11 protein-coding genes are annotated in these 14,649 nt (G+C 66.1%); 8 read left to right on the forward strand and 3 right to left on the reverse strand.

The window, feature by feature from the left end; genetic code table 11:
* Positions 1–319: 319 nt before the first annotated feature.
* The 8 genes from BLU81_RS45215 (at position 320) to BLU81_RS45255 (ending at position 9,795) form a co-directional block, all read left to right on the forward strand.
* Complete coding sequence (locus BLU81_RS45215) at positions 320–1,414, forward strand: nucleotidyltransferase domain-containing protein (protein ID WP_092555627.1); 1,095 nt, start codon at positions 320–322, stop codon at positions 1,412–1,414.
* Positions 1,411–3,000 carry a ThiF family adenylyltransferase gene (locus tag BLU81_RS45220; RefSeq protein WP_092555629.1) on the forward strand — a complete coding sequence of 530 codons (1,590 nt, stop codon included), beginning with the start codon at positions 1,411–1,413 and terminating at the stop codon, positions 2,998–3,000. Before BLU81_RS45215 ends, BLU81_RS45220 begins: the two co-directional genes overlap by 4 nt.
* Before the next feature lie 174 nt (positions 3,001–3,174).
* Positions 3,175–4,386: an ISAs1 family transposase gene (locus BLU81_RS45225; protein WP_231953782.1), complete on the forward strand. Its 1,212-nt coding sequence runs from the start codon at positions 3,175–3,177 to the stop codon at positions 4,384–4,386.
* Between the two features lie 54 nt (positions 4,387–4,440).
* Positions 4,441–5,427 (forward strand): SAVED domain-containing protein, encoded by a 987-nt coding sequence (locus BLU81_RS51735; protein ID WP_092555631.1) that lies wholly within the window; start codon positions 4,441–4,443, stop codon positions 5,425–5,427.
* The gene (locus BLU81_RS51740) at positions 5,403–5,636 is read left to right on the forward strand and encodes an SAVED domain-containing protein (RefSeq protein ID WP_092555633.1); all 234 of its coding nucleotides are present in this window, start codon (positions 5,403–5,405) and stop codon (positions 5,634–5,636) included. Before BLU81_RS51735 ends, BLU81_RS51740 begins: the two co-directional genes overlap by 25 nt.
* The gene (locus BLU81_RS45240; protein ID WP_092555635.1) at positions 5,633–6,958 is read left to right on the forward strand and encodes an SMODS domain-containing nucleotidyltransferase; all 1,326 of its coding nucleotides are present in this window, start codon (positions 5,633–5,635) and stop codon (positions 6,956–6,958) included. Before BLU81_RS51740 ends, BLU81_RS45240 begins: the two co-directional genes overlap by 4 nt.
* Positions 6,959–7,259: 301 nt before the next feature.
* On the forward strand, positions 7,260–8,207 hold the full coding sequence (locus tag BLU81_RS45250; RefSeq protein WP_157752052.1) for a hypothetical protein: 948 nt from the start codon (positions 7,260–7,262) through the stop codon (positions 8,205–8,207).
* 385 nt (positions 8,208–8,592) lie between these two features.
* Positions 8,593–9,795 carry a tyrosine-type recombinase/integrase gene (locus BLU81_RS45255; protein WP_092555641.1) on the forward strand — a complete coding sequence of 401 codons (1,203 nt, stop codon included), beginning with the start codon at positions 8,593–8,595 and terminating at the stop codon, positions 9,793–9,795.
* 1,277 nt (positions 9,796–11,072) lie between these two features.
* On the opposite strand, the gene BLU81_RS45260 is transcribed toward BLU81_RS45255, so the two are convergent.
* The 3 genes from BLU81_RS45260 to BLU81_RS45270 are packed head-to-tail and all read right to left on the reverse strand — an operon-like array spanning position 11,073 to position 14,648.
* Positions 11,073–11,549, reverse strand: a complete 477-nt coding sequence (locus tag BLU81_RS45260) for a hypothetical protein (RefSeq protein ID WP_157752053.1) — start codon at positions 11,547–11,549, stop codon at positions 11,073–11,075.
* A gap of 58 nt (positions 11,550–11,607) precedes the next feature.
* On the reverse strand, positions 11,608–12,867 hold the full coding sequence (locus tag BLU81_RS45265) for a NucA/NucB deoxyribonuclease domain-containing protein (RefSeq protein ID WP_157752054.1): 1,260 nt from the start codon (positions 12,865–12,867) through the stop codon (positions 11,608–11,610).
* On the reverse strand, positions 12,864–14,648 hold the full coding sequence (locus BLU81_RS45270; RefSeq protein WP_197686055.1) for an RICIN domain-containing protein: 1,785 nt from the start codon (positions 14,646–14,648) through the stop codon (positions 12,864–12,866). The genes BLU81_RS45265 and BLU81_RS45270 overlap by 4 nt, the downstream gene beginning before the upstream one ends.
* Position 14,649 lies beyond the last annotated feature (1 nt).

Here is a 14,649-nt window from a genome sequence, read left to right on the forward strand (position 1 = left end):
TGCTGCACCGCAGATAAAGATCGTCGCGCTTGACGTACCCCTACAGTGCCTGAGCGAAATCATTCCGATCGCAGTGTTGATCTTTCCCACTCCACTCGTCGCTTTCGAGGCGCAACAGATGGCACAACCATCGCATGTCGAGCATGGATGAAGATCCGCAACGAGGATTTGTGTTCGCCGACCTGACCCGGCACGGCTATTTGATCTTTCGTGCGCCGATTCTGTCGTAGGCGACCGGTACCGTCCCGCTGTCACTTACCCATACCGACATGAGCCTGCGCTGATCGCGGGATCATCATGCGCGCCAGAAAGGATCTACATGAACGCCGACCGTGACGATCAACTGAGTCAAGTGCTGGGAGCGGGAATCGAGTCATTCGACATCCCGGAGGATCAATTCAAGATCGCCGAAGACGCGTACCAAGCGATCTCCGACTACCTGCGCAGCTACTGGCCGAGCACCGGCGGAGCGATGTACCCGCAGGGATCCATGAAGCTGGGCACAGTGACCGCGCTGATCCACCGCAACGACGAGTACGACCTGGACGTGGTGTACCGGCGCGACCTCGACATGTCGCAAATCGCATCCGCGACCCTCAAGGCCGACCTCGGCGATGCGCTGGACCACTTCGCCAATGAGTGTCCCCAGTTGGAGCTCAAACTCGACGACGAGGGACGCCGCTGCTGGACCTTCGTCCACGATACGCTGCCGTTCCACCTCGACATCCTTCCGGCGATTCCCCGCCCTGATGCCGGACCCAACGGGATCTGGGCGACAGACACCGAAGGCCCCGAGTGGCACCCCTCGGCCCCCCTCGACTACGCGAACTGGTTTTTCGGCGTCCTGGACGACGAGTGGCGAGCCGGCGCGGCCTGGATCGCGGAACATCGGCAGATGGCGATCGACCGCCTGCCGCGTAACGCCTTCAAGACCACCTTGCAGCGCACGGTCCAAGCGCTCAAGCGGCACCGCGACTTCTACTTCATCGGTGACCCCGCCAACCGGCCTTCCTCGATCATCATCACGACCCTGGCCGCGTTGTCGTACGAGCCGGCCGGCGACCTTTTCACCGTCCTGTGCCACATCGTCGGCCAGATGCCCGACCACGTCGAATCCCGGTTCGGCAGGCACGTCATCGCCAACCCCGTGGCACCGGCTGAGAACTTCGCGGACCGGTGGATCGGGCATCCGATCCGCGCCCAGCGCTTCTTCCAATGGATCGAGGCGGCGCAACGCGACTTCACCGCGATCGGCGACGCCCAGAACATCGACGAGGTCCTGCGCCGGACCGAATTCGCGCTCGGGACCAGAGCCGCTGACGCCGCCAGACAAGAGCTGGCCACCGGGACGTCCAGCACACGGACGACGATGGTCACCACGCGGGTGCCCGCGGGAAACGACCGCTTCGCATGACCCAGGCCTGGAACCGCGGACTCACCGCCGAACGGGACCGCTTCCGCCGCGTTCTCGCCGTTGCCGGTTTCACCGGCGACGGCGCCACCGTCCGCGGCCCGCTGCGCTGGTATCCCTCTGACGGCGTCGCAGCGACCGCCACGATCGAGATAACCCTCACCGCCGCCTGGCCGTTCGGTCCGCCGCAGATCCGGGTTATCGACGCCGGTATCCCGCTTACACCTACCTTCCACCAGAACCACGACGGCTCGCTGTGCCTGTGGCCGGCCGAGACACCAGTGGAGAAGGCACCCTGGCGTGAGCCAGCGCTGCTCCTGAGCAAGGTAGCCGGCTGGTTGCACCAGACCGAAGCCGGCTGGCCAGACGACACCGCTTGCGACCTCGAGCGGTACCTGGCCGCTGATCCTCTGTTGCTGCTGCTCTACGACATGTCGTCGCTGACCATCACCCGCGGGTGCGTACGCACCCGCACCGAGACCGACGGCCGGGGCGTGACAGTCACCGATGAGAAGCGGCAGCCCCCGACCCAGCCCAGACGCCGCAAAGCCGGCGGAAAACCCGGCAACGCCCCGACCCCCGGCCGCCGATATCGGCGCCTGGCGTGGATCGCTGACATCGGCGAAATCGGCACACCGATAAGAGACTGGGCCTCGTTGTACCCACTCCTCGGTGCGGATGCGGCGGAGATCGCCCACCTCATCTCCATCGGCTCCGTGGAATTCCTGGTGTTGCACTACCGGCGATCCGGCGCCAGCGGGGTGCTCGCCTTGACGGTGCGCCCGCCGTCCAGCCTGGGCGCCACCATTGAGGTCCGCGCCTGCGAATCAGCCGACACCAGCACGACAACCCGGATGCTGCGGGCCGACCCGGCCGCCCACGACCTCGGCGTTCATCGGGTAGCAGTGGTCGGCGTAGGAGCCGTCGGCTCGTTCGTCGCCGACCTGCTGTTCCGGCACGGCGTGCAGAATCTCACGCTGCTCGACGGGCAGCTACTGCGACCCGGCAACCTTGTGCGCCACCTCGCGGGCAACAGCTGGGTCGGCTACCCGAAGACGCTCGCCGTCAAAGGCAAGCTGTCCACCATCGGCTTAGACACCACACACGTCGAACCCCGGCACGCGACACTCACCACGCCCGAGCAAGCTATCGCCCTGCTCCGCGAGCACGATCTCGTCGTCGACGCCTCCGCCGACCCGCGCGCCACCGCGTTGCTCGCCTGGGCCAGCGATATCGCCGGACGGCCCGTGGTTTCGGTCTGCGTGGAACGGCACGGCGGCATCATCCGGGTGGACCGCTTCCCGTTAAGAGGCGCGGAACGACACCACCCACCGGTTCGTGCCCGTGGCGAAGCCACCGGTGCCGAGCACGGCTGCGACGATCCCGTCTCCCTGACACCCCCTACGTCAGTGGTAGCCGCCGCCGAACTGGCCTGCCGGGCCACGATCGACGAACTCACCACAAGACACACGATGCCGGCGACCCTGCTTGAGATCATCGAACCGCAGGAAACTCCGTACGACGTTCGCGGCCTGAAACCGATACAGCGCGTACCCGGGCTGCCCCGGGCACTGCGCCGTATCGCCTAACCACACCGCACACCAGTGGAACCCGCAGGGCTGTTGCGTTCTCGGTCCTTGACCCGCTGAACAGGGATTTCGTGGGGTGATCGGCCTCTGTGGAGGCAGTGGAAGCGGGTGAAGCCCTCAAGGTGATCATGGAGTTCTTCACGCTGCACGACCACCGAGGAACTCCACCCGCCGATGGCATCATCTCTGATTCGCGCACTGACCGTGACAACCCCCGGCTCCGACACTCCACCATCACCGGTCACCGATAGTGAACACACCGGGCTCGCCGAAGCCCTGGGCCGGATTCCGGACCCGCGTAACCCGCACGGGACCCGGTATTCCCTGGTGGCGTTGCTGACAGTCGCGGTCTGCGCGGTCCTGGCCGGTGCCACCTCGTTCGCTGCGATCGCCGACTGGCTGTACGACCTCGACGAGCCCGACCAGGTCCGGCTCGGGTTCACCCGGGGCGTGCCGGCCGGCACGACGATGTGGCGGCTGCTGACCCGCCTCGACGCGAGTGTGGTCAGCACTGTTCTGGCCGGCTGGCTGCGGTCGCGGACACCGCCGGCACCCGCCCGGCCACGCCGCTATCGGACCGTGATAGCCGTCGACGGCAAGACCTTGCGGGGCGCCCGCCTGCCCGAGGGCCGCCAGGTGCATCTGCTGTCCGCGCTGGACACCAGCACCGGCATCGTCCTGGCCCAGGTCACCGTCGACACCAAAAGCAACGAAATCCCAGCCTTCACACCCCTGCTCACCGCCGTCGAAAACGTGCTGGGCAGCCTGACCGGGGTCCTGTTCGTCGCCGACGCGATGCATACCCAGACCGATCACGCCGAGCAGATCACCCGCCGCGGAGCACACCTGTTGCTGCAGGCGAAGGGGAACCAGCCCACCCTTCACACCCAGCTCAAGACCCTGCCGTGGGCGCAGATCCCGGTCGGTGACCGCACCCGCGACCGCGGGCACGGCCGTAAGGAGACCCGCACGGTCAAGGCCGTCACCCTGCACACCCCGGGCGGAATCGCCTTCCCGAAAGCCCAGCAGGCCGCCCGGATCACCCGGACCCGCACCATCGACGGCAAGACCAGCCGCGAGACCACCTACCTGATCACCTCCCTGAGCGCCGCCAACGCCCAGCCCACTGACCTGCAAAAATGGGCCAGGGCAGAGTGGTTGATCGAGAACCAGGTCCACAACGTCAGAGACGTCACTTTCCGTGAGGATCTTCACCAAGCCCGGACCGGCACCGGACCCGCCGTCATGGCCACCCTGCGTAACACCGCGATCGGCTGGCACCGCATCAACGGCGCCACCAACATCGCCCGCGCCAACCGACGCGCCGACCGCCGATCACACGACCTCATCACCGCCGTGACCAGCAGTTACCCCAGAACGCAATGACCCTGGTGGAACCCGGCGGTAGCGACCGCCCATTCAAGAGAAGAGTGCTTATCGATGAGCGGCAAGAAACCGCCACCGAACCGGGCGGTCGGCCCCATCGGTGAAACCCGGACCATTCCCGCGGCAACCGCGTTGCGGGTCTGGGTAGCCGCGGGCGGCCGATGCACGATGTGCAACCGGCTACTGGTCAAAGACGCGTTCACCGGCATGGACGTGTCCGTCGGACAACTCGCCCACATCGTTGGCTGGTCCACCCAGGACGGCTCACCTCGCGGTGACGACCCACTGCCGTCCGAGGCCCGCAACGACGAAGCGAACCTCATGCTCCTCTGCTACGACCAGCACCGGGTCATCGACGACAAGAGCCTCTGGGAGGTATTCGACAAGAACACCCTGCACGACATCAAGCGGCGCCACGAGCAACGCATCCAGCAGCTGACCGCGCTGGCTGTCGACGACCAGACAACGGTACTGCGGGTGATCGGCATGATCCGCGGGGCATGCGTCAGCGCGACCTCCCAAACAGTGGCGCAGGCCTTGCTGGCCGACCGGCGCTTTCCTGACTACGCCCTGCTCGGTGCGGACGAACTCGAGGTGGACCTCCGCTCACTTCCCAGCGAGAAGTCGGCCACCGCGGCGTATTGGAACGCCGGCCGGGACATGATCGTCGAAAGCCTTCGCCTGCTGCGCGCCAAGAGCAACAAAGAGAGGGTGCGCCACATCTCAGTCTTCGCGTTCGGCCGGATACCGCTGCTGATCACGCTCGGCGCATTGCTCGACGACACGATCCCGACCGAGGTGTACCCGAAGCGCCGCGACGGTGGTTGGGGCTGGACGCCCGGAGCGGCAACCGCGGAATTCGCCTTCCATACCCTCCGGCACGGAAATGATCCGCGGAGAGTCGCGGTCCTGTTCTCGGTGTCCGGAAGCATCGACCAGGACCGGCTGCCGCCAGAGATCGACAGCAGCGTCACCGTCTACCAACTGCATCCCCAAGGCATCACCCGAGTACGGACGTGCTGGCGACCTCGGCCGCGCTGACGAACTTCACCCGCGGGTGGCGTGACCTGCTGGCACACCTGGAAGCACACCATCCGGGCTTGCCGTCCATCGATGTCTTCCCCGCGGTTCCCGTCACCGCCGCCGTCGCTATCGGGCGAGCACCGATGCGTGACGTCCACCCGCCCCTCCGGGTGTACGACCGCAACCCGGACGGCGGCTACACCTTCGCCCTCAAGGTCACCCCATGAAGTTGCACGCCTATTTCAAGCATTTCCTCGCCAGCACGGTAAATCTCGACGACTCTCGCATCGAAAAGCTCAACCAGCGCGTTGATGCGCTCGCGTCCTTCCTGCGCGGCCATGAAACCTTCGGCGAGTTCTTCATCGACCTTGTCCCGCAGGGCTCCTTCGCGCAGAGAACGATCATCAAGCCAGTGGGGTCACGCGAGTATGACGCCGACGTCTTGCTCGCGATGAAGGAACACCCGTCGTGGACGCCGGCCGAGTACACGCAGGAGCTGTACAAGGCCTTCCGCGGCAGCGGCCGCTACCGGCAGATGGCGCACCGCCGGACCCGATGCGTCTTCATCGACTACGCCGACCCGTTCCACGTCGACGTCATCCCGTTCGTCGAGTCGCGGAAGGACATCACGAACAACAAGACCGACGACTGGGAGCACACCGACCCCGAGGGCTTCACCGCCTGGTTGGAGGGAAAGACACGAGCCACCGGCGGCCGACTCCCGGCGATCCTGCGCATCCTCAAGTACCTGCGCGACAGCAAGACAATGTTCTCGGTGAAGTCGGTTCTGCTCACCATTCTGGTCGGCGGACGCATCGAAACGTGGCATGCCGACCTGGAGGACGGCTACTACGGCGACATTCCCACCGCTCTGGTGCACATCCTCGAAGACCTCGACGCCTACCTGCAGGCGAACTACTGGATGCCACCGATCTACGACCCAGCCGGCACCGGACAGGATTTCAGTCAGCGCTGGGACCAGGATGAGTACGCGAACTTCCGTCGGCAGATCCACAGCTACACCGCCAAAGTCCGCGACGCGTACGACGAACCCGACCAGGCCAAAAGCCTCGCGGCCTGGCAGGCGGTGTTTGGCGACGGATTCCAAGCTCCGCCGGCGAACACCGTCGAGGCGAGCGCCGCGCGAGACGATTCAGGCGAGCAGTTCATCAACTCTGCCAAGCAGATTCCGGTCCGGCTGACCGAGTCGGTCCGGCTTGTCGGCCACGTACGACGAGCCGGAGTCTTGAGGTCATATGCCCTACCCGCACGCGGCGACCGGGTCGGGAAGAACCGGACCATCGATTTCACGCTGGCCGAGTGCAGCGTTGAACAGCCGTACTCGGTTTACTGGAAGGTCAAGAACACCGGCCGTGAAGCACGAGACAGACGTCAACTGCGTGGGCAGGTGGAACTCGGCGGCACAAGCAGACACGAGTCGACATCGTATGTAGGGAGTCACTACGTCGAGGTCTACATCGTGAAGGACGGTGTGTGCGTCGCACGAGACCGCCAGCAAGTGATTATCCCTCCAGGCATGGGTGCCTAGCCTCTGGCGGCTGATCGGCGGCGCCCAGCGGTTGGCGGTCGCACTGACCCCACCGGTCGGAAACGGTTCGCCCGAACACTTCTTCCCCAGGCCGAACAAGTTCCGTCTGGAGCTCGGTCACGACAGTAGCGGGGTCCGGATGCAGGCGTGGCGGTCCGGGTTCGTCACGTACGAGTCCGCGCAGACGGAGTACAACCGGTTGTGCCGGCAGACAGGGCTATCGACACGACCGGAACCCATCAAGGGCTCGCCGGACTCCCGGGTCAGCCGCTGGCCGTCACCAGCGGCTTATGCTGCCGTCATGGACGAAGCACGGCGCCGGTTCATGATCACCGCTGAAGTGCTGGTCGAGGTCACCGATGCGGCCATCTTGCGCAGGGCGGCGCTCGATCGAGTTGCCGAGGCTGGGTTCGTCGCTGACGGCGACCGGAGCGCCGATCAGGTTCGCGCTGCTGAACACGATGACGTGCATGCCGACGTGCATGCCGACGTTGCGGCGGCCCTGGGCTGGGTTGTCAATGCTGATGCGATCCTCGAGGACGCCGTGGGGGCCGAGGTGGTCAGCTCGACAACGTCGGTCGACGATGAAGGCGCGGCTGAATCCGGTGCTGAAGGGATGCCGGACTTCACCACCCTGTTTCCCCTTTGCCGCTGCGGGGCGGACGACTGCGAGGACTGTTCCGGCTTTCAGATGACGCCCCGGTTGGCCGCGATCCTGTGGGCGGTCGCGCAGTTACATGCCGATTTCGCCTACGACGACGTCCAGCACTTCGGCGACGCTGTGGTGTCGGAGAAGGATGGCGGGTGGGCCGTGTTCGCCGACTACCCGCGGATCACCTGGGGTCAGGATGCGGTGTGGCGGCGCCAGGCCGCCCGTGCCTTCGATGACCTTGCCGCGGACCTCGCCGCCGGCCAGTTGCCGCTGGCGACGTGCCCGGGTGAGGAGATGGCGATGCACGTGATACTGCGGTCGGCGCAGGGAGCCGCAGCGGACGGCTGGGGCGTACCGCCTGAGAAGCTGAACTTGTTGCCCGGGCATGATGACGACTTCGATTGGGATCTTGCCGTCGATGTGCTGCTGCAGGACGAGGACATCCTGCATCTGTTCGACGAGCAGTTGGACGGTATCGAGGACCCGGAGTCGGAGGAGAACCAGCGCTTCCGGATCGGTGACTACCGGCCCGAGGCATGGTTCAAGCCCTTCCGGAACGCCACGCCACGCGACGGACGGCGCCCTTTCCGCCGGTGATCGGACCCACTCTCTCGTGGACGTCGCCGTACACAGGGCGCGCAACGCAAGCCTGAGGGCTTGACGACGGGCAGGAATGATTGCGCTGACCCGTAGATCCCGCAGCGCACGGCCTCACGGTCTCTCGGATTCCATCCGGTCGTGCTGCCGGCGTGACGATCAGGACCCATTGTTCCGCCCCGGGTTTGATGGAGTCATCCACCGCGAAGAATGTGTCCCCTCCCGAGACGCTGAAGCCTCTGTGGCTCGGTCACCAAGCGGCGGTGTTTCACCCTTTCGAGCGACACCCTGGGGCTCGGCAGTTGCCGTCGTCGATTCCTGTCGTTGGTGAAGGTGAACGCTCCTCCTCTTTGGAGGGGCCGTTATTGGAGTCGAGGTGCGGGCTATGCCCGAGACCAGTCCCATCTTTCAAGATCCGGTCACCGGGTTGTTCGGGTTCCGTCTGGAGCTGGGCAACGACAGCAGCGGGATCCGTATGCAGGCGCGGCGGTCCGGGTTCGTGACGGTGAAGGCCGCGAAGGTCGTGTACGACCGGCTGTGCCGGCAGCGGGATGCGCGGCATCCGAAGCCGCGGCCGAGTGACACGATGCGGGCCATCTGTGAGGGCTGGCTGCTCGCCCGTGAGCAGGAGCTTGAACCCAACACCCGCTACAACTACATGTGGCTGCTCAATCTGATCTACCCGTATGTGGGCCGGGTGCGGGCGTCGCGGCTCAGTGCTCGGATGGTGGAGAACGCTTACCGCGACCTGGAAGCGGCGGGCTACTCCCGTACCAGTCTGCGGACCCTGGACCTGGTTTTGTCCAAGGCGTTCGAGGAACAACTCGGCCGCCGGTTGGGAACACGTAAGCCGCGGGAGAGCGACGACGAGCGGCTGGTGTGGACGCTGGCCGAGGCCCGCCGGTTCGGCGAGCATGTCGTCGAGGATCGCCTGTACCCGATGTGGCGGCTGCTGCTGGTGTCCGGGCTGCGGCGTGGCGAGTTGTGTGGTCTGCGGTGCGGTGATCTGGAACCCGATCAGGGCACGCTGACCGTGCGGCGGCAGATCGTGGTCGAGAATCCTGGCAGCCGGACACGGGTGAAGCCACCGAAGTCGCACAACGGCTTCCGGACGCTGGTTCTGGATGCGGTGACCCTGGGGATGCTTGAGGCGATGGCGTCGGGGTCGGCGTCGCGGTATCTGTTCACCGGGCGGACGGGTCAGCCGATGCGGCCGGACAATCTCACCGACCGGTTCAACCAGCTCGCCGTCGCCGCGAAGGTCAGGCCGCTGGGCCCGCATCAGATCCGGCACATGCTTGCGTCGAATCTGCTCGACACCGGCTACGGCATCCATGAGGTCGCCGAGAGGCTCGGCCATGATCCGGCCACGCTTATGCGCTACTACGCAAAGGTCAGCGCCACCCGGCGCCGGCAAGCCGGCGACCGGATCGCCGAGCTGGTCACCGCACCCGAGCGTCCGCCTGGCAGAACTGACTTCAGCACGGCTTCGCCCTTGACAGTGGTACCCGGTGATGGCCACGTTGATGGCCAAGAAGAGGCCGTGAAGATGACCGGTAGGCCTGAATGGCGATATGCTATTTCGTAGGACGGGCTCGATTTGTATCGCTTCGCCCAAACGTGGTGGGGGAGGGGTGCGCTTCTCATGGGCTGTCAAGTGGCCGAGGCGCCAACCCGGTTCCCGCGTCCTGAGCAGACTCGAACCCGCAATTTCTTGCCAGCGCGGGAATGGTCAGCATATTCGGCAGCGCACGACTGGATTCCTCTCTCCGGAATTCTTCCTTGGACCGAACGGCAGGCACCGCACTTGACTGTGCGTGGTCACATGCCTGGTCACAGCTTTGATCAACTTCTCCGGGATTGGTTGAAATCGGACGGCACAGCGATGTCGTTCTGTCCTGATCTGCGTACAGAATGGCACAAGTTGATGTTACTTAACCCAATCGTTATATAGCCCCTGGGGGTCAAGGGGTCGCAGGTTCAAATCCTGTCAGCCCGACAGAACAAAAGGCCAGCGTAGCTGGCCTTTTGCATGTACGGACATCGATGCATTCGCGGCGGCGTGACACGCATTTTTGCACGTACGCGCGTACGGTTTACCTCGGGATCCCGGCCGATCTTCGCGGCCTGCTCGCACTCGACAGCTCTTAAGCCTTCCCTCTGTGTCGACCTCGCTGTCGGGGATCTTGGTTGAGCAGGGCGTTCGTGGCTTGAGTGATCGAATCTCGACGTGACGGGTCTCCTTGTCGGTGATGCAGAACGTCGATGCACAGCATCCTCCTATATGGATGATCACGACACCTCGATGACACGAACGCCCGTACGGTGATCTTGGCTGGGTTGGCCGGTCCTTCCGGGGCCGGTGAATCCATGATCGCGGTTGGTGGCAGGGCGCGGAAGTTGGCTGCGGTTGTCCCAGGTTGTCCGCGGTAGTACCGCCGGTCGGCTGATGCACCCATGGCGGGCGGCGGAGTGGAGGGCGACCGGACGAGGAACTCGCCGTTTCTTGGGCGGCGTCAGTCAGCACTGTTGGTCGAAGTCGGCGCATACAGCGACCGAGTTGCGTCAGCGTGCACCGAGCATGGCCTGGCATAGGCCATAGGCGTACGGCGGATGCGGGCATCCTGTCGCTGCTTGGTGGCAGTCGCCTGGTGCGCAGCCGCGGTGGCGACGCTCTGCAACCCACACCGCGGTGCCCCAACCTTGCAGCAGATAATGGGTCCCAACGGGGTCGCCGCATACGAAGAGAGCCTCATCGAGACCCTTCTCGCCGGCCTCATTGCGGCGCTTGACGAGTAGCTGTCGTACTGCCCACCAACCCTGCGGCCTTATGCCCTGACGGTTGGATCAGCTCGCCGCGAGGGCTCATTCGACGTGCAGGAGCACTCGAAAGCGTTCGATTCCGTCGAGGCTGCGCCAGCCGGAGTGGGTTGTGGTGGCGTCGGCGTACTGGGTTTGTGCTTCTACCTGGCGGGCGGCGGCCTGTACCTCGTCTCGGCCGTCGTGTTCGACCATGACGCGGTAGGTACCGGGAGACAGCGGCAGTTCACAGGTGATGCCGTCGCCGGTGTCGACGCCGATGCGCCCGCTCAGAACGGTCAGACGGTAAGGACCCTCGTTGGGGTGGGCCTCAAGACGGATCCTGGGACGGGCCAGTTGGTGGGCGCAGCGAATCTGCAGCACCGTGCCGGCCGCAGCGATCATGCGGCCGCGACCGCGGCCACCCGGGATCCGGCTGGCCTCGGCCGCCGCCCGCTGGTCGGCGCGGGTGTCGATGCCGGTGTCGCGTACCAGAATCACGCCGTTCGCGGTGTCGACCACGGCTTCGGCTGACGTACTCATCGGTGAAACCTCTCTTGGGACGGCGCCGGCGGCCCTTTGGGCCGCCGGCGCCGCGGTGTCATCTAGTGATCGCGACGAAGAACGCGTCTCCGTCGATGATGCGCTGCGGCTGGTAGAAGCCGTTGTTCAGGTAGAGTCGGCCGGAGTCTTGGTTGTCGACCTCGCCGATCAACCGGGCCGAACCGTGCCAGGTCTGCCAGCCGTTGCTGTTGCCGTCGGCCCCACCGCTGCCGGTGTAGGCGCCCTCGCGGGTCGACGCCATCGGGTACTCGTCGCAGTTCAGGTTCGGTGTTGCCGACCCCTCACCCCAGACGTCGACACAGACCTTGCGGGCCCACTCCCGGTTGGTGTTCTGCAGGCTGCTGTCGACCAGACGATGCAGCGGCCGCTGGTTGGCGCCGGCCGACGGCCGGTACTCGCCGGGCGGGGCCTTGCCGAGGAAGGAGGGCCAGGTACGTACCGGGTGGTGCAACGCGTCGTCGATGTGCTGGATCGACTCCTCGACGCCGGACTCCCAGTTGTCGGCTCGGGCGATCGCCGCCAGATCGTATGTGGGGATCATGTCGGAGAAGACCGCGCCGTGGTGCTTGCCGGCTACCGCACCGGCCGAGTCGAACCGGATGTCGGCAGTGGTCATGTCGTTCTCGATCCACGGGTCGATCTGCGGGTTCACCGGGAGGATCGCCATCCCGAGCCGGACGAGCGCCGACGCTCGGAAGTCGGCGCCGATGCCGGTGTTGTCCGGTGATGTCATGGTGACCCACATGTTCGGCACGGCGGCCCATTGCCCGAGCGGCTGGGTGACCTCGGCGCGGGAGGGGTTGCAGGTGATCAGGGTCCCGCAGCCGGTCAGGCTGATCCGCATCGGTGTGGTCTCCCGCTCGGCGCCACCGAGCGGCGTCCAGTTGTCGAAGCTCAGGTAGAAGTCGACCGTGCGGCTGCCGTTCTGTGCGATCCCGACCAGCGTGTAGTCGAACTCGACGCTGGCGATGACCGTGGTGCAGCCCTTGCACCGCAGCTCGACTTTGCGGTGACCGATGTGGCACCGGTTGAACCGGTCCATCATCCAGCCCTGCTGGGTCGAGGCTTGTGCGGCGTGCTCGTTTCGGCAGATGCGTTTGACGTCGTCCTGCGGCAGGGCGGCGGGCAGCGCGCTGCTGGTCTGCGGTGCCGCATTGGTGGGTGTAGGCGTGCCGCCGGAGGACTTCGTCACCATCCAGCCGCCCGGATCAGGCCGGGGGACAGCGGCGGTGGCCGGGGTGGCCGTGGCGAGCACCGCGATCGCGGCGGTCATCAGAGCCGCTAGTGTCCTTCTCACGAGAGATCCTTCCGGGGGCAGGTCGCGCCGAGGCAGGCGTAGAGCAGGCGGCCGTCGGCGGCGTCATAGGCCATCGTGTAGCCCGGGTAGGTGCGATCAGACCCTTTGCCGAGGCCCTCGACGACAGTGCCACCGGTGACGACGTGGATCTGGGTGTCGGCCGCGGTGCCGTCGAGCTTGACGCCGCTGCGGCTGAGCCGGTCAGCGGTCAGCGTGGCGACCCGGCTGCCGAGGGTCTTGGCGCGCAGGTCGGCGGCTGCCAGTTCCCGGGCCTTGACCGGGGTGATCGGCGTGCGGCGCTGGGCGGCTGTGCCGGCCCGCGCGGGCAACGCGTTGCACTGCCCGCGGGCGGCGACACACTCGGCCAGGCCGGGGACGGTCTCCAGGCAGCGGGCGGGGTCCTCACCCAGGCAGCCGGCCAGAGCTTTCTGGTCTACACCGTTGTGGACGGTGCGGGCGACCGCGACCGGCGTGGGCGACGCGGCGGCCAGCGAGCCGGGCGCCGGCTTACCGAGCGTCACCCGGTCGACCTCGCCGGTGGCCCGCGCCGCCACCGAGGAGGTGAAGCAGTACGGCGGCGTGTTCGTCTCACCCATCTCCAGCGAAAACGGATCGGGCAGCCCACAGATGTTGGCCGGGAAGCCGGACACCTGGCCCAGAGCCGGCCGGTGCCACACATCGTTACCGTCCAGCAGCTGCAGCCGGTTCTCGAAGGGAGTGGCCAGCGAGGCGTACTCGGCATACTGGGTGAACAGCCCGTACTCAAGGTCGCGGGTGCGGTTGCCGGCCGCGAAGCGGGTCGTACCCACGTGGTTGAAGTCGTAGAAGACGTCCCACTCGCCGGCGTCGTTGCCGAGACTCATCCAGGTGTGCATCGAGCCGTCGGCCAGGGTCGAGTCCGGCCGCACGATGGCATGGAACTCCTGCGTCGACTGCTCGTCCACGACGCCGACCTCCAGCCAGTACGCGCCGTGCGCCGTGCTACCGGTGTCCGAGGTGTACGCCCCACGCCAGCCCATCTCGGCATAGTCGAAGCCGGGGTTGCCGTTACTCGAGTCCAGCGGATCCCAGTTGACCTGGTTGGACATCTCGTTGTACCCGGAACCCCACTCCGGGTCCGACGGCGGCCCGTTGAACGACACCGGCTGCTGGCGGAAGTTGAGCATCACGCCGTGCACCGGCGGCTGGTTGGTCACACAGAACCCGGTCTCGGACCGGAAACCGCAGTCGAACCCGCCGGTGCGAACCCGCCAGAACTGGGTGGTATAGACCGTGGCGCAGGTCCACATGGTGGCCGGTTGGCCGTCCGCACTGGCGTACAGGTCAAGGCAACGCCCGTCGGCCTTGTTACGCAGGTCAAACCCGGCCGGTGACCAGGACTGCGCGGTACCGTTCGTCCACCGCTGGTTGTTGCCGGTGCCGCACGCGGCGAGCACGACATCGGCGCCGTCCCGCGCCGCCGCCTCCTGCAGGCACAGCCCGGAGGAGAGGTGCTTGATCCGGTACGTCGGCCGGCTGCCCGCCACGACGACCTCGAACGTCCACCGCTGGGATTTCACCGCTGCGGGCAGTCCACTCTTGAACGTGCGGATCTTCACCTGGGTGCCGGCGGTATCCGCGTCGGTCGCCAGTACCTGCAGATCACTCTCCTCGGCCTGCCCGATGGCGACCGGATCCGGCGCCGGCACTGCCGCTTGCGCTGAGGTGCCTCCCAGAATCACACCGCTGCCGGCCACGACCGCGGCGAGCAAAGCCGCGCACCGGGATCGAAGTCTTCTCACC

It is taken from the genome of Actinoplanes derwentensis (genome assembly GCF_900104725.1).
GTDB lineage: Bacteria > Actinomycetota > Actinomycetes > Mycobacteriales > Micromonosporaceae > Actinoplanes > Actinoplanes derwentensis.

What these genes read in the sequence shown, in the direction of transcription:
- BLU81_RS45215 (WP_092555627.1), top strand. Translation starts at nt 320, where the DNA reads ATGAACGCCGACCGTGACGATCAACTGAGTCAAGTGCTGGGAGCGGGA.
- BLU81_RS45220 (WP_092555629.1), top strand. Translation starts at nt 1,411, where the DNA reads ATGACCCAGGCCTGGAACCGCGGACTCACCGCCGAACGGGACCGCTTC.
- BLU81_RS45225 (WP_231953782.1), top strand. Translation starts at nt 3,175, where the DNA reads ATGGCATCATCTCTGATTCGCGCACTGACCGTGACAACCCCCGGCTCC.
- BLU81_RS51735 (WP_092555631.1), top strand. Translation starts at nt 4,441, where the DNA reads ATGAGCGGCAAGAAACCGCCACCGAACCGGGCGGTCGGCCCCATCGGT.
- BLU81_RS45240 (WP_092555635.1), top strand. Translation starts at nt 5,633, where the DNA reads ATGAAGTTGCACGCCTATTTCAAGCATTTCCTCGCCAGCACGGTAAAT.
- BLU81_RS45250 (WP_157752052.1), top strand. Translation starts at nt 7,260, where the DNA reads ATGGACGAAGCACGGCGCCGGTTCATGATCACCGCTGAAGTGCTGGTC.
- BLU81_RS45255 (WP_092555641.1), top strand. Translation starts at nt 8,593, where the DNA reads ATGCCCGAGACCAGTCCCATCTTTCAAGATCCGGTCACCGGGTTGTTC.
- BLU81_RS45260 (WP_157752053.1), bottom strand. Translation starts at nt 11,549, where the DNA reads ATGAGTACGTCAGCCGAAGCCGTGGTCGACACCGCGAACGGCGTGATT.